Annotated in this window: 16 protein-coding genes and 2 pseudogenes; 8 read left to right on the forward strand and 10 right to left on the reverse strand. The window is 61.7% G+C overall.

Annotated elements, in window-relative coordinates; genetic code table 11:
• Positions 1 to 26: 26 nt before the first annotated feature.
• The 9 genes and pseudogenes from BH95_RS29750 to BH95_RS27475 form a co-directional block, all read right to left on the reverse strand.
• Complete coding sequence (locus BH95_RS29750; protein ID WP_230598334.1) at positions 27 to 782, reverse strand: site-specific integrase; 756 nt, start codon at positions 780 to 782, stop codon at positions 27 to 29.
• A 294-nt stretch (positions 783 to 1076) separates the two neighbouring features.
• Positions 1077 to 1508: pseudogene (locus BH95_RS30045) on the reverse strand (site-specific integrase); the annotation flags it as partial.
• A 130-nt stretch (positions 1509 to 1638) separates the two neighbouring features.
• On the reverse strand, positions 1639 to 3543 hold the full coding sequence (locus BH95_RS27445) for a hypothetical protein (protein WP_015586196.1): 1905 nt from the start codon (positions 3541 to 3543) through the stop codon (positions 1639 to 1641).
• A gap of 752 nt (positions 3544 to 4295) precedes the next feature.
• Positions 4296 to 5030 (reverse strand): type 1 glutamine amidotransferase domain-containing protein, encoded by a 735-nt coding sequence (locus BH95_RS27450; protein ID WP_015586197.1) that lies wholly within the window; start codon positions 5028 to 5030, stop codon positions 4296 to 4298.
• Positions 5027 to 6034, reverse strand: a complete 1008-nt coding sequence (locus tag BH95_RS27455; RefSeq protein WP_015586198.1) for a cupin domain-containing protein — start codon at positions 6032 to 6034, stop codon at positions 5027 to 5029. The genes BH95_RS27450 and BH95_RS27455 overlap by 4 nt, the downstream gene beginning before the upstream one ends.
• Positions 6031 to 7509: a pyridoxal phosphate-dependent decarboxylase family protein gene (locus tag BH95_RS27460; protein WP_015586199.1), complete on the reverse strand. Its 1479-nt coding sequence runs from the start codon at positions 7507 to 7509 to the stop codon at positions 6031 to 6033. The genes BH95_RS27455 and BH95_RS27460 overlap by 4 nt, the downstream gene beginning before the upstream one ends.
• On the reverse strand, positions 7506 to 7817 hold the full coding sequence (locus BH95_RS27465; RefSeq protein WP_015586200.1) for an antibiotic biosynthesis monooxygenase: 312 nt from the start codon (positions 7815 to 7817) through the stop codon (positions 7506 to 7508). The genes BH95_RS27460 and BH95_RS27465 overlap by 4 nt, the downstream gene beginning before the upstream one ends.
• A 22-nt stretch (positions 7818 to 7839) precedes the next feature.
• Positions 7840 to 8676: a hypothetical protein gene (locus BH95_RS27470; RefSeq protein ID WP_015586201.1), complete on the reverse strand. Its 837-nt coding sequence runs from the start codon at positions 8674 to 8676 to the stop codon at positions 7840 to 7842.
• Complete coding sequence (locus tag BH95_RS27475) at positions 8627 to 9619, reverse strand: DMT family transporter (protein WP_230591638.1); 993 nt, start codon at positions 9617 to 9619, stop codon at positions 8627 to 8629. The genes BH95_RS27470 and BH95_RS27475 overlap by 50 nt, the downstream gene beginning before the upstream one ends.
• A gap of 74 nt (positions 9620 to 9693) precedes the next feature.
• Here BH95_RS27475 and BH95_RS27480 point away from each other — a divergent pair, with 74 nt between their 5' ends.
• The 4 genes from BH95_RS27480 (at position 9694) to BH95_RS27495 (ending at position 12877) form a co-directional block, all read left to right on the forward strand.
• Entirely contained in the window at positions 9694 to 10569 is an 876-nt protein-coding gene (locus BH95_RS27480; protein ID WP_015586203.1) for a LysR family transcriptional regulator, read from the forward strand.
• Between the two features lie 374 nt (positions 10570 to 10943).
• Positions 10944 to 11141, forward strand: a complete 198-nt coding sequence (locus tag BH95_RS27485) for a hypothetical protein (protein ID WP_032375875.1) — start codon at positions 10944 to 10946, stop codon at positions 11139 to 11141.
• A gap of 22 nt (positions 11142 to 11163) precedes the next feature.
• Positions 11164 to 11817, forward strand: coding sequence for a MerR family transcriptional regulator (locus tag BH95_RS27490; protein ID WP_371828345.1), 654 nt, complete (start codon positions 11164 to 11166; stop codon positions 11815 to 11817).
• Between the two features lie 52 nt (positions 11818 to 11869).
• Positions 11870 to 12877 carry a DUF6615 family protein gene (locus BH95_RS27495; protein ID WP_139278550.1) on the forward strand — a complete coding sequence of 336 codons (1008 nt, stop codon included), beginning with the start codon at positions 11870 to 11872 and terminating at the stop codon, positions 12875 to 12877.
• A gap of 136 nt (positions 12878 to 13013) precedes the next feature.
• On the opposite strand, the gene BH95_RS27500 is transcribed toward BH95_RS27495, so the two are convergent.
• Positions 13014 to 13880, reverse strand: a complete 867-nt coding sequence (locus BH95_RS27500) for a phosphoadenosine phosphosulfate reductase domain-containing protein (RefSeq protein WP_015586207.1) — start codon at positions 13878 to 13880, stop codon at positions 13014 to 13016.
• Positions 13881 to 14707: 827 nt separating this feature from the next.
• Here BH95_RS27500 and BH95_RS29755 point away from each other — a divergent pair.
• The 4 genes and pseudogenes from BH95_RS29755 to BH95_RS27525 all read left to right on the forward strand — a co-directional run.
• Positions 14708 to 15700: pseudogene (locus tag BH95_RS29755) on the forward strand (MinD/ParA family ATP-binding protein); the annotation flags it as partial.
• Between the two features lie 750 nt (positions 15701 to 16450).
• Entirely contained in the window at positions 16451 to 16900 is a 450-nt protein-coding gene (locus BH95_RS27515) for a hypothetical protein (protein ID WP_015586210.1), read from the forward strand.
• A complete protein-coding gene (locus BH95_RS27520) occupies positions 16897 to 17757 on the forward strand; it encodes an RAMP superfamily CRISPR-associated protein (RefSeq protein ID WP_015586211.1) in 861 nt (286 codons plus the stop codon). The genes BH95_RS27515 and BH95_RS27520 overlap by 4 nt, the downstream gene beginning before the upstream one ends.
• Complete coding sequence (locus BH95_RS27525) at positions 17757 to 18473, forward strand: hypothetical protein (protein ID WP_015586212.1); 717 nt, start codon at positions 17757 to 17759, stop codon at positions 18471 to 18473. The genes BH95_RS27520 and BH95_RS27525 overlap by 1 nt, the downstream gene beginning before the upstream one ends.
• Positions 18474 to 18746: the final 273 nt, after the last annotated feature.

The following is an 18746-nucleotide window of genomic DNA, read 5'->3' on the forward strand; positions in this document are numbered from 1 at the left end:
CACGGCGCACTTGGCCGTTGATCGGCTCAGACAACGCAATTGTCCGCGCAGGATAAGTCGGGGTCGACTCGCTTCTCGACAACGGTGGGCTCCCACCCGTCGGGGACCAACGCCACGCGCGTCTCCATCTCCAATTCCGAGAGGGTGTGCAGGTAGATCTGTGTCGTCTCGATCGAGCGATGCCCCAATCGAATGCGGATCCAGTTCAGCGGGTCGCCGAACACACGTTGGTACGTCTCGCGCTGAGGTCCCGACATCGGTGTCAGCTCCTTGATATGCCCGCGCCACAGTTGTTCGAGAGTGATCACGGCAAACGAATGCCGAAGCATGTGCGGATGACACCGGATCGGGACCTCGCGGCGCACACAGCGGCGGTTTGCTGTCTTGAACACTTCCTGCCACGCGGACGGCTTGCTCGGAAGACCGTCCTCGTTGATCCACAGGGCAATTGGCTCCAAGCCCTCGCGGCACTCGATGAAAGTACGGCGCCGCTCGTCGTGGGTGAGCTTGGCAGCGTCGACCCGTTCGCCGCCGATTCGAACGAACGGCCGAAGCCGATTGGCAACGATCAGCGGACTCCGAATCTGCTCGTACGCGCCGTTCGCCTGGGCCATCTCGATGGCTTCCGCCCGCTCTATCGCGATGTAGTTCCATACCTCGGTCAACGTCGACATCGGGAAGTAGATGTGGCGGGCCGATCCACCCTTGGCGATACTCCGCGGAAGCCACGATCGAACGTTCAACGTGCCCGCTACTGGGTGAGGGAATTCGAACACACTCAAGCTTGTCTGCTCGGACAACCGTAAACCGGTGCGAATCATCAGGTCGCAATAAGCCCCGTTCCGTGAGGCAAACCGTCCGCGGAACGCCGGATCCGGCAACCCTGCCATGTCGAAACCTCGGACACCTATATCGCGCCACCGCCGATACGTGGCCGGTGGGAGCCACGCGACGTCATTGACTCGGCCCCTGTGCGATGACTCTGCCGGTGTTTGACCGCGGGGTCTCCGTGGATCTCGGCTGCGAGATAGGCGCTGCACGAACGGGTTACATGCGGCGTGCCCGCGTACGACTGCCCAGCGATAGAACTGGTTCACCGTCGCTACCTCACGGTCCCACGTCGTAGCTTCTACTCGTGCGCCCGCCGGGTCGAGCAATCGCCAATGCTTGTACGCATCACGATCGCCTGGCGTTGCATCAGTCCATGATCTCTGGGATCGGTTGTCCCATAGGAATTTCAGGAACCGTTTCAGGTCGTACGCATACGCTGCCTGGGTGGTCGGCGGTGCGTTGATCAACTCCGTGGTGAAAAAGTCGTTCAGGCGTACGTCGTATCGTCCGGACGGATCGATCAGGTACGGAGTGCCATCCGGCGTTTTGCCGGTGTGAGGCAATCTGTCGAGATCCTCCGATTCAGCCCCCGGGTCGTTCACTGACCGAGGTATAGGCAACTGCTGACGAGTGAAAAACAGTCGCCAGCCCAATACGCCGGAACCCCCCGAATGCACAGCCGCAAGCTATCACCGATACCTGCGGACAAAGTTCAGAACCGCATAACGCCTCGATCACCAATGGTGCCCCGCCGACGCCGCCCAGCCCGTCGAGTAGCTACCGGAGCGGGGTGTTCGGGCTGGCCGATCAGTCTTGTTCTGTAATCGGTGTTTTCCGATGGGCAAGTGCGTTACTCATCAACGCATCCATCCATTCCCGTGTCATGTCCAAGCCTGAGTGGTTTTCCAGCAGTTCAGCGGCGGTAGCCGCCACCTTCTGTGAGAATAGAGCCAGAATGCTGATTGACTCGTGCGCCACCAGAGTCGTCACCACATTCAGTGCGTCACCACGCGCGCGTTGCAAGGCGTACGGCTCGTGAGCGTCGAGCTGCAAGTCCTTCAGGAGCTCTCTTGCGCCTTCCCAGTTAGGCTTTTTGTGGGCGTGCGCGTATGCGCCCAATACTCGATTCCAAGCCGACAGTCGACTCCACCCGGCGGTCTCTATCCACCGCTGGGGCTTGTTGTGTACGGATTTTTCAAGGCGCTGCGCTTTCTCCGGTTTCGTCCGGTGGACTCTTGATCGAGCGATTTGTTCGAGCGTGCATCGAAGCGAGGCCATCGCCCGGTCGTCGTCTTCCAACCACAGCCAGTATGCGGACCGCAACGTCGACGACACCAGAGCCAGTGGAGTCGATGCTGCTGGTAGCAGAGGACCGTTGCGTGTCCACAGAGCAGCAAGAGCTGCCAACTCGGCAACCACGATGTAGTTCGTCCCGCGCGAGGCCACCGAGTCAATGTTGAAATCGTCGCCTAGTTCGTCTCGCTCGGCGGCGAGGGCTCGTAGCGCAAACGATGCACTCGCCTGGCGATGAGCGCCGAAGGCTAAAGTCGCAAGCTCGTCGTCCCGATACAAGCGACCTGCGGGCCGATGATTCCAGGCCAGCGACTCGTACGTGGATCGTTGATCGTCTAGGTAGCGAACAAACACCGGCAAGAGGCCTTCATCGGGCGACAATGGCATGACTGTAGGCAATCTCGGCAGTACGAACGATGCCGAATAAGGGAGGGCATCATCTGGTGGTTCTTCACACGCGACGTCAGCCGACGGCCGTACGGCAAGGTTGATACTTGCTATCAACGTCACGGCGTCCTCGGGATCGCCCTGCCGATACAGGCCAGCAGCCGTCATGTACTGGATCTGGGTAAGGCTCAAGCTCAACGCGTCCGCTATGCAGTCCACCGCGCCGTATACGACACTTGGTACATCGAATCTGCTCAGGAGCGCGGCCGACTCCCACCACATGGCTTCCTCGAAGAGTCGCGCATGCATTATTTCGCTGAGAACGCCGTAGACGACGGCTGGGCATACTTCACGTCCGTTCGCCAGGACGACGTGCTTATGAGGTGCGGTTGGCTCCTCTGTGCTTGCGGAGCTGTCGTCGCCCTCGATATCTTGCGCAGTAGTCGGGTCTGCGTCGCCCTCGATGTTGGATGATTCCGGCGGTGCGCCAGGATTTGGCATGCGCTCGGCGTATGCGGTCCACGCACGCGCGATGAAGTCCTCCACTTTTTCAGACGGATGTTGCTCGACTCCGACGACAGGTGCCATGACCGCAGTCCATCGTTCGAGTTGTTGTCGGGCGATCGTGGCAGCGGCCACCACTTGTCCTGCGAGAAGCAGTCGGGTGGCCGCGACGCAGCTGTCCACTCCCCAACCGAGGTCGTGAGGCCATTTGCCATAATAGGCTGACGGTGCGCGATCCAAAGTGAGGTTCAGCTTGCGATGCGCGATATCCAGTATTGCTATCGGTGCCAGAAAAAGGATTGCTTCGAATCGGAATCCATCCGGCAGCTTCTCCGTGTTCTTCATCCTGACGTTGTGGCGCGCAATCAGAGTCTCGGCCAATCGATCGGGTCCAGATCCGCACATGCGCTCGTAATCGCGCACTTTGGTGCCGACTCGCCGTCCACGGTCATCTTTGCGCTTCGCTTTGCGTTCTGCGCTGCTCAGATGGTCCATATCGCCAGGCGACGGAATGCTTGCTCTGTCCATTCGTGCAGCCTACGAGGTCGAGCAATGCTAGGTCGCCGAATGCAGTCAGCCAGCTGTAGAGTGGTCCCAGCATGCACGACGCCTCCGGGGTGATTGAGGCGAGGTCTTGAATCGTTTTGGCCGGTGATCCGGGAAGTGCTATCGCAGGTATCGAAGCGGTCAATTCCGTAAGGTCTGCCGGGCAGCGGCGCGGCAGAATTGATGCGACAATAGGACTACTTAAAGTATCTGCCTTCTACTCTTCGCAGAGTTCGTTCTCATCGTTTGGAGGAATGGGTTGCTCAAGCGAAAAGGTGAATTACCTGCTATAATTGGTGGATGCCGGAAAAGCATCGGTAAATCTATTGAATGGAGGATCTATTTGAATCATGATAGATAAATTATACACCTTAGCGGCGATCATTGTTGCCGTGACAGAAGTAATTAAGGCAACAACGGGATTGGTTGTAGCAGCGTCTACATTGATCCCTTCGATATTAATGTTGATTTGCATTATTGCGGCGCTTTAATCGATGGAAAGACCCGTCACTCGACCTAGGGTGGCGGGTTTTCTGTATCTGTAATGTCGGTTTTCATGGTCGTGTTTTCGTTTCGGTCGGTCAGTGGTTAAGAATGCTGGTCGTGGCGACTTCGGCCAAGACGTCAATCCTGACAGACAGAATAGGCCTCTAAAATTCCAAATCCCACGCACGTTACAGCGTTCCGAGCAGTTCCATCCAGGGATAAAGCCGAGAGGTCAACCGGCCGGTGAACTAGCGAGTTCCTGAACGGGTAGTCGAACTGGAGTAGTTTGCGATACGTTGGGTCAGCTGTTCTGCGACCGCCTCGGTGGAGGCGGGGTTCTGTCCGGTGATGAGCGTGTCGGTGATTTCGATGTGCTGCTGCCACGGGTGTCCTGCGGTGTACGTGCCGCCCCGGCGCTGGATTTCCTGCTCGACGGTGAAGGGGAGCGTGCCGAGCAGTCCTACATCGGCTTCCTCTTGGTCCGAGAAACTCGTCATCGTCAGGGCTGCATACGGCCACGTTGCTCCGGATGCTGTGTCGGCAAGCAACGCCGCAGTTCCATGGCAGACCGTCGCGATCGGGGTCCCCTCCCGTCGGAGCGCGCGGAGAAACTCTCCAACGTGAGAGTTCTTGTGCAGGTCCACCACTGGCCCGTAGCCGCCGGGCACAAAGATCCCGTCGACGGTAGAGGGGTCAACCGTTTCGAGCGCGGCCGGCGCGCGCAAATTTTCGCTCAGACCGGATAGGTACGTTCTGTACCCGTCAGGGTCTGGGCTGTGAGGGGCGTGCATGCTGTCGGGCTCGACGTGCGCAGCGCCGCCGCCGGGTGTCGCGATGATCGTCCGTATGTTTGCGGCCGTGAAGATTCGATGGGCTGTGATGAACTCTTCGGCCCAGAAGCCGCATGGTTGAGTGGAGCCGTCATTGAGCGTCAGAATGTGGGCTTCGGACAGCAGGATCGTGATGGTCGACGTTGGTGTCACCGTTGTGCGTCTTTCTCTTCGCGGTAGAGACCGAGGGCGGTCATCGCGGGCGCGTCGTTGAACTCGAACAGCACGGCTGGAATGTCGGTGTCGTTGACGTAGCTGACAGTCGACCACGATGGAACGGCGAGGCTGTCTCCTTCGCTGCACCGGAACGGCTTTCCGTCGACGTGGATGGTGGACAACCCTTGTGCCCCGATCAAGACGGCGGAAGCGGTGCGCCGCATCGGTTGTGTTTGGATCCCTGCAGGTAGGAGTGTGAATGCAGCATCGATGACCGGTGTGACAGGGTCGTGGGTTCCTTCTGCGTGCAGGGTGTGTCGGTATGCGTGGTGCGGGTCGGCCTCGTGGGTCCGCTGTTGCTCACCGAGAGCGCGAAGTACGTTGTCCCACTTGTAGAGCAGCGGCTCGCTCAGGTTTCGGTGGTGTCTGTCTTGCGCGAAAATGTGGGGCTCGAGGTGGGTGTTGTCGGTGTGGAGCTCGAACTGTGTCGCGGCGAGGGCGGCGACGAGGGGGTCGTTGGTGCAATCCTGCCAGATGGCGGGGGAGTCGGTGGGGCTGTCGTTGCCGTGCTCATGCCATTCGCCGGCGGGGGTGATCACCACGTCGCGAGGCTCGAGATACATCTTGGTTCCACCGACGGCCGTCCATGCCCCGTCACCCTCGTGCATGTAGCGCAGGGCCGTCGGCGCGTGCCGATGCGGGGTCATACCTTCACCGCGGTTGATGATCTGCAGCCCCGAATAGAGATATCCGACGGCGGCCTCGCGGGCATGGCCCGGATTGGCGAGGGTCAGTACCCGTAGAGCTGCTCGGTCGCCCTTGACCATGTCGGCGGCCGCGATCGCGAGCGGTCGAAGCTCGGCATAACTCCAGTGCACGGCATGGGAGTCGGGGGCCGGGGCCCACGGCAAGTTCTCGTTGGCCGCGGACCACCGCCCGATGGCGGAGATTGCTGCCGCCTTCTCGTGCAGCATGGCCTCGGTGGAAATGGTGGTGGTCACGATGCAGGTACCTCCTGTTGGGTGACGGTCACTGAAGCGAGTGGTCGGGGTGTGCCGACGACGGCGTCGGCTGCCTCGGTAAGTTCGGCAACCAGTTGGTCGATGTGGTCGGCAGTGGTGTGGATGTTGCCGATGGACACTCGGATGACGTAGTGGCCGTCGAGCTCGGAGTGGGAGAGCAGCGTCCGGTGGGTGCTGTTGACGGTCTCGAGGATCTTCCGCGTCGCCTGTCCGTCGGCAGAGGAGATCCGGAGGCAGAGCAAGGGGAGCGGCGAATCGTTCGCGAGATGCCACCGCGGGTCTGCGGCAAGGGCGTCTCGCAGCCTCGTCGCCAGGGTGAGACTGTGTTCGAGTCGAGTTCGGATGCCTCGTATTCCGAAGGCGCGCAGGGTCCACCACAGTTTCAGAGCTCGGAATTGTCGCCCAAGGTTGAGGGTGTAATTCATGTAGTCGATACCGCCGGTGGTGTCGGTACGCAGGTATTCGGGAACCAGTGTGAAGGCGGCTTCGAGTGCTCCGGGGTGACGGCAGAACAGTGCCCCGCACTCCATAGGGGTGAAGAGCACTTTGTGTGGGTTGGCGACGAGAGAATCGGCGGCCGCGAGTGACGGAAGGACCTGCGCGATGGCCGGGGCTATGCGCCAGAAGCCTCCGTACGCGGCGTCGACGTGCAGCCACACTCGGTGGTCGCGGCACACGGCCGCAATCGCCTCGACCGGGTCGAGAGCACCTGAAGTGGTCGTACCGACGGTGGCGACAACAGCGATCGGTGTGTAACCGTCCGCGACGTCCGATCCAATGCGAGTCGACAGAGCAGCAGGATCGAGTTGGCCGCTAGCGTCGGTGGGTAGGCGTACGACATTGTCGAGCCCGATGCCGAGAGCGATCGCAGCTTTGTCGACCGACGAGTGGGCCTGGTCGGAGGCGTAGATCCGGCCGGGTTTCTGGCCGGATGTTCCGTGATGTCGAACCTCGGGCTGTGCCCGGTGGCGGGCGGTGGCCAACGCGTAGAACGTGCCCAGTGATGCACCGTCGACGAGCAGTGCGTCTGCGGCGGGGTAGTCGAGCAGTTCGGCGAGCCATCTGGTGACGGTGTCTTCGACGGCGGCAGCCGAGGGCGCGCTCTTCCACAACATGACGTTGACGTTCAATGCCGCAGCGGTCATCTCGGCGAGGATGGCCGGTCCGGAGGAACTGTTGCTGAAGTAGGCGTGGAATCGTGGATGGTTCCAGTGCGTCAAATGCGGAACGACGTTGTTCCAGGTGTCGTCGAGTATGTCGGCGAAATCTGTTGCCTCGGACGGCAGCTCGCTGTCGATCGCGTCGGCGACATCGGCCGCATCGGCCGGCGTCGTGACGGGCACGTCGTCGAGCGCGGCGAAGTGTCGACATATTCGATCGAGGGTGTCGGTGCCGAAGGCTTTGAGCTGCTCGGGAGTCCAGTCGCCAGTCGGCTTTGTTGGGTCGGGGGTCATTCGACGTCGACCGGCAGCTCGTGGGCGAAGACGACCTCGCGGGGGCGTTCGCAGTACCGGCGGTAGAAATCTTCGAGTAGTGGCGTCTCCGATTCGAGGAGGTGCGTGGCGTGCTCGGCGCTTTCCCAGGGGTAGGTCATCGTTACGCGTTGGGGGTCCGATGCGTGCTGGAAGAAGCGCGCGTGGCCCGCCCACCCCGGGTGGTGGTGTGCGTTGTCGTCGAGGAGTTCGTCCATTTCTTGCAGGACCGAGAGGGCGTTCTCGGCCGCTTCGGCGGTCAGGTGCCAGGTTTCGATGACGGTGATCATGAGAGGGCGAAGCCTTTCTGTTTCAGTTGCTCTGACCGGTGCTGTCGAAGTGCTCTTGCAGCAGTGAATCGCCGCCGGGGACGAATCGTTGGCAGATGAGTTGGTGGGCGCGCCGGTTCTCGGCCTGGCTCTTCCAGAGCCGTCGTGCGGAATCTGCTGCGACGCCGGGAAGTTCAGCCGTCTTGAGCGTTGTACGGACGATCTTGGCGCGGGTGAGCATCACGTCGTGATCCCGGTTGAACACGGCGGAGAACCCGGGTTCGAGCCAGGGCGGTTCCATGGAAGGCCGGACGAAGTCACGGTAGATCTCCGGTGAGAAATCGGACGCGTACCGCATGCTCTCGGTCGCCCCGGCGTAGAGAGTCCCTAGTTCGGTGAGTTGGTGGGCGAGAGTGGGCCACTGCTTGTTTGCAAGGCACTCCAGCACTGCCGCGAGCCGGCTGTTCATGGATATGACGAACAGGTGGAACAGGTGGTGGCCCTTCTTCCAGCGTGTGATCGCTTGTCGTGCAGAGTCGTTCGGAGCCTGCGGGGTGCGATTGTCCGCACTGTGGTCCGTCGGCGCTGCCAATTGGGAAGGATCTCGTTCCCGTGCGGACACGGCTGCTGCGGCGGAGGCATCGCCGACGACTACGGCCAGGGCGTCGAGTAGGCGGAGTCGTGAGTCGTTGTCCAGAGTGGACTGCGGCAGATCTGTGGTGATGGCGGTGACGACGGTCAGTGCGCTGACCGCCCACGCGTGCGGGTCGTTGCTGCGGGAGATCCTGAAGTAGGTGTCGTATTCGGCGCTGCGGGCGACAGGGATGGTGCTATCGGTGGGTAGGACGACTCGATCGATGCTCGTCGGAGATGGGGTCATGAAGGCCTCTTCCGTGGCTTGAAGTGGAGTCAGGGTGGTGGGGGTGTCGGGTTGCGGTCCAGACGGCTCCGACGACGACGGCGGCTCCGGCTAGTTGAATCCAGGTGGGTCGCTCGCTGAGGACAACGAATCCGAACGCGATAGCCAGCACAGGCTGCAGCAGGAGTAGGGCCGCGACGGTATTAGCCGCCAGCGATCGGGATCCCGAACTGATGAACAGCCAGGCGGCAACCTGTCCGAGCAAAGCGAGCGCGATCATCCATCCCCACGCGGCCGCGGAGATGTCGAGATCGAGGTCTCCGAGGCCTGCCGAGACAATGCCGGCAGTGACCGTTGCCGATGCGGTGGCCACACAGATCGGGGTGACCAGATGGCTGGGGCTTCGCTGGGTGGAGCGGCGGTTCAGGAACAGGTAGGCCGCGTACGCGGCACCGGCGGAGATTCCCAGGATGGACCCGCGGAGCGCGTTGTCGGCTCCTGTTCCGCCGATGAGTCCGCCGGCGAGTGCAACGCCGAGCAGCATGCAAGGCACCGCCATGAGGAATCGTCGGGGGATTGCGGTTCGATCGACGACGAGCGCGATCAGCGGCAGCACGACGACCTGGACATTGATAAGGACGGTGGCGATCGAGGCACCGACGTCGAGGATGCTCGCGGTCCACATCACGTAGTCCGCTCCGAGGAAGACTCCGGCACCAATGGCCATGGGATACAACCTCGTCGGCATTGCGCCGCGTCGGTGAAGTTCCCACAGCGCCATCGGAACGAGAGCCGCCAGCGCGATCAGACATCGTAGAAATGCCGCCGTCCCCGAGGTGACATCGGCGAGTTTGACGAAGGTTGCGGACAGTGACAGCGACGCGGCACCGGCGATGACCAGCGCCGCATTCCCGCCCACCCCCCGATCGGCGGCGTCAGCTCTCGGTATCGCGGTTCTGGTCACCTGGTCAAGGCAACCAGTTACAAACCGATAAGTCTACTAGCCAGTTCTACCGCTGAAACAGTAGTATCACTTATATGTTGTCGTGGGATCGGATGAAAGTTTTCGCCGCAGTAGCCGAACAAGGTTCGGTCACTCGAGCTGCAGAATCTTTACACCTCACCGGACCCGGAGTGTCGCAACACATCCGCAAGTTGGAGAAGGAAGCCGGCACCACCCTGGTCGAGAGAGAGGGAAGGTCGATACGGCTGACCCCCGCCGGTCGCGCACTGGCGACACGTGCGGCCGCCATGTCCGCTCTCGCCGAAGCCGCAGAAGACGACCTTGCCTCGATCGACACCGACGTTGCCGGAGCGCTGAGAGTAGGCGCGGTCGCAAGTGCATTACGTCGGCTGGTGGTCCCAGCTCTGGCAGACCTTGCTCGCACGTATCCACTGCTGCGCCCCGAGGTCGTCGACGGAGAAGGAATCGATTTGCTCGACCGCCTCCAGCACCGCACCCTCGATCTCGTCGTCTTCGAGTCCTGGGACCATCGGCCGGCGACGGTCCCCGCAGGTATCGACGTCCACACGCTCCACACCGAGGATGTACACCTCGCGGTACCGATCGAGGACAACCGTGAGATGGCAACCCTCTCCGGCGAAACGGAATCGATCTGGACGGTATGCCCATCAGGGTCGGATGCGCACTCCGCGCTCGTGCACGCATTGCGCGAAGCTGGAGTCGAACCGACGATCCGCTACGAGGTGTCCGACTACTCGACCCAACTGGCCCTCGTCGAAGCAGGTCTGGCCGTCGCGCTGGTTCCGGACACCGCGCGAGTCCGAACGGCCAGGGTGCGGTATCTGCCGACCGAGCCGGCCGTGACACGTTCGCTACGTGCGGCGAGCTCGACCCGAATCCCGGCAGTCGGCGCGCTCCTGAATGCGATGAACGTGATTCTCGCAGGCTGATTCCGCGGCCGATCTCACCCGTAACGCTCGGTTATCAGGACTGCTCAAAAGGTAACGGGCAGGCACATGACATCTGCGAAACAGGTTGTATGGCAGTGATTGTCAGGGCGCAGGTATGCGCTAGATCCGGGTTCACGGCCACCGGAGGCGGGGAGATCGAGAATGCTGAACGTCAGCAGGGCGACGGTGGTGGCCGAACACTGTCCGACACGCCCGTGGGATCAAGCTTCGTAGAATTCCCCTATTCGGGGAATTCTACGTTCCGTTCAAGACCTCCGCCATCGGTGCCATAATCGTTACGGTGCGGCGATGAACAGCATCACGCCCCATGAAATGACCCCACTCAGCCCGATTGCATCGGCAGGTTTGCTCGGATGAGCGGCGACGACGTGCTGAACTTCTGCTCCCTGGTAGTGGCAGTCACTGCCGTTATAGCGATCCGTTCCTTCACGGAGTTCCGATCCAAGCGGGTCACGATAGCCGTCTTCCTCGCGGTGTTTCTGCTCTTCAGGTTCGGTGTTCCTCGTCTTACGCCGTTCATCGGATGGCTGCTCGGTTTGTCCGCCGAGTAACGGTGGGGGCGGACGTGCAGAGGTGGCCCGCTGGCCGGGAGAGAAAGCAGAGCGATGTCGAGCGGTATCGTGCATCGAACGATCGATTAAAGGGTGGGTGCGAGTTGTGAGCTGCAGCGAACAGGGTTCGTTCGAGGACATCGTGCCGGGGCTTTTCAAGACCTCGAACGGCACCGCCGCCGACGCCGTGAACGGGTGTCTGGGGTACAAATCGCCCCAGGTCCAGCAAGTGACTGGGGTAACGTACCGCCAGCTCGACTACTGGGCCCGTACAGGGCTTGTGTCACCGTCGATCCGCCCTGCATCCGGTTCGGGATCGCAAAGGATGTATGCCTTCTCCGACATCGTGGTGGTCAAAGTGATTCGTCGTCTCCTCGAGGCCGGAGTGTCTTTGCAGAATGTACGCATTGCGATCGAGTGCCTGCGTGCGCGTGACGCCCAGGGGCTGGCGTCTGTAACTCTGCTCTGCGACGGTATTTCGGTGTACGAGTGCACATCTGACGACGAGATAGTGGACTTGCTACACGGTGGTCAGGGCGTGTTCGGCATCGCGATCGGACATACAGTCGCGGACGTGGCTGCCGATATCCGTGCGCTCCCTGCAGTTTCTGTGGGAAGCGACAAGGTCACCCGAATCGACGAACTGGGATCGCGACGCGACCGCAAGAGCGCCTGAAGTCGGCCCCGGGATGAGTACACACTTCAGTGCCAATTACATGGTCCACGCGATGAATGAAGCAGCCTCTGATACCTGGGATCTGATGGAGACGGGAATTGCAGGCGGCATCGGACCTGGAGAAGAGACGCTCACCGACCTCAACTTGATCAAGCTTCAGCAGCGTATTCCGGCGCTGAGAGTGACGAAATACGCCAAGGCGGTCGAGGCGGGCAACGGTGCGGATTGGGAGTGGTGGATCGGTTCTTCGGCCGACGAGCGGTGGATCAAGCTTCGTATTCAAGCAAAACGCGCCAGCCACAAATTCAACCGCTATGAGCAGCTCGGACACTCAGTTAAAGAAGTCAAGCAGTACGAGACCCTGATTTTGAAGAGCAGGCTCGACGGTGCAACTCCGTTGTATGTCTTCTTCAACGGGTGGCCCGAAGATAGATTTCTCGTAAAGGGCCAGTACATCGATGCGATCGCACGCAACCTCAGGGCGGTGCACGGCGGGCACGTTCCGTATCCGATGTGGGGCTCGTTGGATTGGGGGTGCGCAGTCTCCGCGGCGCAGAAGGTCAAAGAAATTTATGAGAACCCATCCACATCAGTCTTCCCGCCAGCTCTCATCCCAGCTGCTACCCGCCGAAACAAGCGCTATATCCCACGGTATCTCGTGCATTCGACCCCTTGGGCGTATCTACTTCACTCCGGGCCTTCGGGCGCGGCTCCGACTGTGCGGCAGGTGGCCGAGAACCTGCACCACATGGAGGGAAACAGATCGCCGCTCACCGACGATGCCTTCGAAGCAATGACTTACCCGATTCCGTCTCGCGAAGCCGAGCAGGCCGCCTACGGCATGTACACGATGAGGAAATTTCTCGACCCCCGCGATGAGGCGCGTTACGCTCAGCGCCTCGCGAGCGCCGAACAATTCGCTCATGAGATCGGCAGAGACGATCTGGTGGGTCGAATGCTGAACCTGCCCGACGAGACCGAGCGGACAGGGCCGGGGTATCGCCTGTTGTTGGAGCTCAACCCGGAAAGTTCAGACCTCATGAACCTACGCCTGAGCTAGCGCCGATCGGCCGACAAGAGGTCGTTTGGTTCTGATGCAAAAAAAGTAGTCGGAGGCCACCGTGTGGTGTGCCTCCGACTCACCCTGTGCAATCTCAGTGCCAGGAATGCTACACGCGCACAGTCGATATGGCGATCTACACGAACTCGCGTATTCGCGGGAGCACTGCGGCGATCTCCTCGAACAGGCTCGGCCAACCTCGACGCAGACGAGTGACCCTGCCCGATTCGAGGAAATTTCCGTCGAGAATGTGTGAAACCCGCAGATTCGCTGCAGGTGCGCCCAGCGCGGCCAGTTTGGCGTAGACAGGGTTGCTCGGAAGGTCGTGCTGATGCGAATAGGCGAGCACATCGTCCGCGGACCAGTCCCATACCGGCCCATAGGCCACAGTTCCATCGGTGCGGCGAACCGTCCCCCCGTGGTGTCGACGCTGCTCCGCTTTGTTGCTGCAGCAGCTCGCGCCTTGGCAGCGCTCGCTGATCTCACGTGCGAGAGCGGAGTAGTACATCGACCACCTGCCGGTTCCTTTCCTGGATTCGTCTGCCCGCACGCCCCAGACCTCCCCGTCACCGAACTTGGTGTGCGCAGCCCGGGCAGGCTGCGCAATCAAGGTCTCGAAGCCTCGTGCGGGTACATGAGCCGACGGGCTACCGCCGTGGTCCCATTCCCCGGTCCGGGCCATCACTGTCAGCAGCGTTGGTTCAGCGCGAATGATGTGCAGGTCCAGTCCCAGCTTCGTCGCAATCTGCTCGACGTAGGCGTAGGTCTCGGGGTATTCGAGACCGGAATCGAAAAAGGCTACCGGGACATCTGGGTCCGCCTGGCGGGCGAGATCGACAGCAACGACGGAATCTTTTCCACCGCTGAATGCGACGTACCCATCGAATTCGTCGAGGTGTTCGGCCACGCGATCGACGATCGTCGAAATGTCATGCCGCGAGGATCGAAGGGACCGTAGTCGAGTGAGATCGAGGCCGTCGAAATCGTTGCTACGCACCGCCACAACGATAGTCGGGACACGGACACTTCAGACTGGACAAAGCAGAAGCTGTACCCGAACAGGCGGAATTACCGGTTGCACAACGGCGGTCCGTGGGGCCGCTCGGCAGCAGTTTTCGGGGTGTTCGAGGTGTCCGGTGCCGGTGTTATGTTCGCCCGGATATCGTCCGTTGAATGAGCAAGAGGAAGAGGTGGCGACCGATGAGTCCCACAGAGTCCGACCCAGGCAGCGCGTTGCCCCGGTGGGTGGTCGATCCGTCGGCGGCGAACAATGCGACCGATCAGTCGAACCATTCCGAGCCGGAAGGGGGGTCGGAAGATCGCCACGATGGGCAGGACGGTGACCTCGTCCAGGACTCGGGCGTAGGCCATCCAGAACCCGCCCGTGAACAGCCTGTAGCCAGCGAATTCGTGCCGAACGACGCACCCAAAGTCGCAGCCAACAACGCTGATGAAAACGTGTCGAAAAACGTATCCCAAGCCCGGTCCAAAGTCGCATCAGAATTCGCGCAGAGAGACCGGCCCAGCTCCGCACCCAGCAGCTCCCCCTCGGCGAGCCAGCCCAATTCTGGTGCACATCGACCCACCTCGGAGCCGGCCTCACGGCCGCCGCGCGTCAACGATGGTCAGGCACCAATGCCGGACCGGCCCTCGGCCTGGCCAGGGCAGGGCGGCTCCGCACCCGCTGTTGAGCAATGGCACACCAACAAGTCGGTCGACAGTTCAGCACCGACGTCTCACCCGGAGCCAACAAGCGCCTCCGACTCTCTGGCAGTGACAGCTCATCGCCCCTTCACCTCGCAGCCCGTTCAGTTGGTAGAACCAGTGCCGACAGCAATTCCGACAGCAAGGCCGACAGCAGCTGTTGCCCCTCCGCGGTCGATCGACGAACTGGAGCTGATCCGCCGTGCGCAACTGCCTCCGAGCAAAGGTTGGCGACGGTGGCTCTACCGACTCTCGTTCGGTTCAGCCAATCCCGGACAGTCGCCGGCTGAACTCGAGTACGAGCAGCTCCTGCGCCGCGTACGGCAACCGGTTCGAGGGAACTACAAGATCGCAGTCCTGTCCATGAAGGGCGGGGTCGGAAAAACAACCACGACAACAGGGCTTGGATCGACATTCGCAGCACTGCGGGGCGAGCGCGTCATTGCCTATGACGCCAACCCAGATTTCGGGACGCTCGCCTACCGCATTCACCGAGACAGTGACCGCACAGTGCGGGACTTGCTCGCGGACAAAGAAGTACACAGCTACTCCGACGTACGGAGCTACACCTCGCAAGCGCGAAGCAGGCTCGAAGTTCTTGCAAGCGAGCGTGATCCGTCCGTTTCCGAGGCATTCAACGAGCACGACTACACCGCCGCACTGCGCATCCTCGAACAGTTCTACAACATCATCTTGACCGATTGCGGCACCGGTCTCATGAACTCGGCCATGGCAGGGGTCCTCAAAGAAGCCGACGCATTGGTCCTGGTCTCCTCCGCGGCCAAGGACGGAGCGCGCAGCGCTGGGGCGACCCTCGAATGGCTGTCGCGACACGGCTTCGACGACCTGGTCAAACGCACCGTTGTCGTCATCAACGAATCACGGAAGGGCTCGACGGCCCTCGATGTCGAGCAACTCAAGTCCTACTTCGCAGAACGCACTCGCGCCGTCCAGGTCGTCCCGTACGACGACCACCTTGCCGAAGGCGACACCATCGATCTCGAGTTACTGGGCAAGCCTGCACAACGCGCGTTCGTCGAGCTGGCTGCTCTCCTCGCCGACGACTTTCCTGCCAACGTCGGCCGGCACGCACCAGCGCCCGGCCCGAGTCCTTGGTGAGTTGGACCGTGCCGGTGAAAGTTGGCCTGTCCGTGGTGTCCGGGCGCGCCGTTAGAGTGCAGAGATGGTCGAACTATCAAGGGGCAGTGCGGCGCTCGACGTTGTGACGACCGCCTACAAGGCCGCAACAGGATGCGCGGTTTCGTGGCCACCAGCCGGCGTTTCTGGTGACTCCGCGTGCGCGCGGTGCGGTGGCGCGACAGAAGGTTCCGGACGGCGAGTGCGTGAGACTGTGTCGAGAACGTTCACCGGGTTCGACGGGTGGGTAGACGTTGCGGCTCCTACGATGTGTCACGTCTGCGTCTGGGTGTACACGACAACGGCACTTCGCTCGGACCTCCTGCTGGTCACCAGTGATCCAGTGTGCGCCACAAAATTGTCGAAGACCCGCTTACGTCGCGTTCTGGGACAAGCGATCTCTCCGACGTCCGCCGTCGTGGTTCCGTTACGCCCTGGGCGCAAGCACATTCTTCCTCATGCCCGGTGGGGTCGGGTCGCCGTCGACGACGTCGCGCTTCCATGGACAGAGCACGACGCGGAACGCCTGAGCGCAGTCGTGCGATTGCGACGGCGAGGGTTCTCCCTGGCAGCGCTTGCGCGCGCAGCGCCGGCATTCAGCACGCTCAAGAACATTCCTCATCGAACGTGGACGTCTGTGTTCGCGGATTGGGACAGCCTCGATCCGTGGCGAGAGCGTCCTGTGTACCTCGACCTCGCAGCGACGGCTTCAACGTCAACCAGAGGCACGGCATGACCCCGACCAGAGCTACGACACCGACCCGAACCTGGCTGGACGCAGCGAGCTTTCTGCCGCCCGTCACCGGTGCGGCAGCAATAGCTGAACGACTGTTGTTGCTGCTGCACTACGGAATCAACTGGGACACCGGGTGGGTGGGACGCCGGAGAGAGCTGTACTGGGACCACCACCTGCCAGACCGAGTCCGGGTCGCGACATACACCGGCGGAGCCGACCTCGATCGATGGTGGAGCACCGTGGCAACCGATCTCGAGTCAGCGCCGTCGACGAAAGAACAACGCCTCGAACTATCGGTCCTTCTACGCGAGGAATCGATACCGGTCCTGACCCTCTTACGGGAAAACACCACCGCCCTCGTACTCCGAACACGGATCGTGGCCGAAGCTGTTCAAGCGCGCCGGTCCACCGCAGCGACTGCTACATCGCCCAGGAGGCAGAAGTGACCTCGACCATGCGCTGGCAGCTCGACATCACAGCGGTCTCGGCAATCTCGCACCGCGGTGAACACAGCGCCACCACAACGACCTTGTTCCGGCGCGAAAAAATACAGCAGCCCAACGGTTCCGCAGCCTTGGTTCCGATTGTGTCCGGGAACTCCTTCCGAGGGGCGCTCCGGCGGATCGGGGAGGAGCTATTACGGGACGTCCTCGCATACGAAGGGCTTCTCAGCTTGTCTGCAGCACACACACTTCGGAACGGGGGCAGCCTGACCAAGGTCACCGGAGAGCCGCTGTCCGGCGAACGGCTACACCGGCTCCGTACATTGAACCCACAGGTCAGCGTGTTCGGCGGGAGCGGCGGCGGTCGAATGATCGACGGCTGTCTCCGCGTGGGCAAAGTGATCCCGCACGTCCTCGAAACCGACCACCTCATGAGCCGTCCCGCACCGGACCGTGCTGTCTTGAGCCAATTCGACACCATGGCGCTCGAACGGTACAGCCGGTTCGACGATTCCACCGATCATGACTTCCCCGCAGTCGGCCGAACCGACGCAGCCACCGTCGACGGTAGCTCTCTGATGCGTTATGAGATCGAAACGCTGCCTGCCGGTACACGATTCGAGTCCTTTTTGCGTCTCGATCGCGCAACCGATCTGGACGTGGCCTTCTTCTCCGACGTCGTTGGCAGGTTCGTCGAGTCCGGAACCATCGGCGGGCGTACAGCTATCGGACACGGCCTCGTCCGCACCAGATTCGAGCGGACCCTTCTCGCCGGCGACGAGCCGAAAGAGCTCGACTGGCGAACCCATCTTCGAGAGCGCCGTGACGAGGCGCTGGAAGTCATGGAGGCGTTGACGTGATGAGGCCGTTCGAGGTAAAAGCACACCTGGCGGTCGGACTTGCGCATGCAGCTCCGTGGGCGACGAGCCTCGATGGCTTGCTCGCATCCGAGATGTGGGAAGACGAAAAAGCCGCTGCTCGGGACCGCGGACAGTACCTCGAAGCCGCCGGCCCCGACGAGGTGCCCGCCGATCTGGATCTACCACTCGCTCGGTGCACTCTGGGGGGAGGCGACGACTGGCATTGGTGCGCGACATACGCCTATCCCGAAGACCTGGCCGACGCCCCGGAAATCCATCACTGGAGCGGACGACCCGACCACCGTGCGCTCGAGCAACTCGCGAGGTACCGACCATCGGTCATCTCCGACCGGCAGGGCCGATATCGCGCACGCCAAATGCCGCTCCTACTGACCTCCACGCGGACTGTGCTCTGGAGAGGTGTCGGCGACATCGACCGGGTGAGCGCAACCCTGGCGTCGATCGATGCGATCGGGAAGAAGCGCAGCCAGGGCGAGGGGCAGGTGCTGAGATGGGAAGTGCAGCCCGTCGACATCGATGACTGGTCGGCCGGCCACCTCCATCCGAACGGCCACCTCGGCCGCCTGAGCCCACGCATCTGTCTGCAGGGCAAACCAACAGTCGAAACAGGCGGTTTGGGCCGAGGCGCGATACGGCCACCGCACATGCACCGGTCGAGAATGCGCGAGCTATGCATGCCATGGACACCCCAGTGACCCGTGAACACGCACCGGAAACGTTGCGGGACAGCAACTTGTCGGAGCCGAACGCCATACTGACAACCATGCGAATCCGAACCCTCGATGGTCCACCGCTACCTGCCGAAATCTTGGCCCATGCGGCGCGCGCGGTCGTTCTTGCGGACCTTCTCGCCGGCCAAGACATCACCTGCGGCGAGAAGCCTTCAGCGAGGAGCGACGCAAGTCGAGACGCTTCGACGATCAACCGCGGTTGATCGCGCCGACTGTAACGGGGTAGGCATCACCAGG

Origin of the sequence: Rhodococcoides fascians A44A, from assembly GCF_000760735.1 — a bacterium.
GTDB classification, from domain to species: domain Bacteria; phylum Actinomycetota; class Actinomycetes; order Mycobacteriales; family Mycobacteriaceae; genus Rhodococcoides; species Rhodococcoides fascians_E.